The sequence below is a fragment of the Jannaschia formosa genome (genome assembly GCF_003340555.1).
Classification (GTDB): Bacteria; Pseudomonadota; Alphaproteobacteria; order Rhodobacterales; family Rhodobacteraceae; genus Jannaschia; species Jannaschia formosa.
Genome location: NZ_QPLJ01000105.1, coordinates 1 through 951, shown reverse-complemented (window position 1 = coordinate 951; position 951 = coordinate 1). Strand labels below are relative to the sequence as shown.

The 951-nt window shown below is 65.0% G+C and carries 1 protein-coding gene; it reads right to left on the bottom strand.

The genetic code is table 11. From position 1 onward, the window contains the following. Window positions 1–951 (bottom strand): DEAD/DEAH box helicase family protein (locus tag DR046_RS23005; RefSeq protein WP_167767275.1); only part of this gene is annotated, 951 nt, incomplete at both ends.

Below are 951 nucleotides of genomic sequence, written 5' to 3'. Positions count from 1 at the left end.
GATCGGACGAGCTTGAAGAAGACGAGGTTGACCACCTCCGGCACGTCGACGCCCGTGTCGAGCATGTCGACCGAGATCGCGACGTGCGGCTCCTTCCGGGCGATCGAGAAGTTCTCGATCAGGCTCTGGGCGTAGCTCTCGCCGTGCACGATGCTCCGGGCAAAGGTCCCGCCATAGCTGGGCCACCCGGCGTTGAAGCGCTCTTCGATGAATTTGGCATGGGCCTTGTTGGCGGCGAAGATGATCGTCTTCCCGATCCGGTCGCCGCCGTTCACGCGGATGCCGTGGGTCATCAGGTGGGCCAGCACCTTGTCGACGGTGTCGGCGTTGAAGAGGTACTTGTTGATCTCGCCGGCCGTGACCTCGTCGCGGCGGCCAGCTTCGCCCCACTCGAGCTCGTCCCACTGATCCTTCTCCTCGTCGGAGAGGTCGTCGTAGCGGATACCCTCGCGCATGAACCGGGTCGGCAGGGATATCGGGTCGAAGGGCACGAGGAAGTCTTCCTCGATCGCCTCCTCCAGGCCGTAGAAGTCGGTCGGATGGCCCGGGTCGAGGTCGAACATGCGATAGGTGTCGCGGTCGACCTCATCGCGCGGCGTCGCCGTCAGGCCCACCAGGTAACTGTCGAACCATTCGAAGATCGCGCGATAGCGCTTGTAGATCGAGCGGTGCGCCTCGTCGATGATAACCAGGTCGAAGTGTCCCGGGCCGAAGCGGCGGCCGCTCCGGTCGGCGCGGTCGATCAGGTTCATCATGGTCGGGTAGGTCGAGACGTAGACACGGCCTGTGCCGGATGGATCTGTCACGAGGTTCACCGGGGAACTGTCGGGCAGATGCGTGGCGAAGGCGGTGCGCGCCTGTCGGACGAGGCTGATCCTGTCCGCGAGGAACAGCGCCCGCTTCACGAGGCCGGCGCGGACCATCATGTCGACCAGCGCGACCACGGTGCGG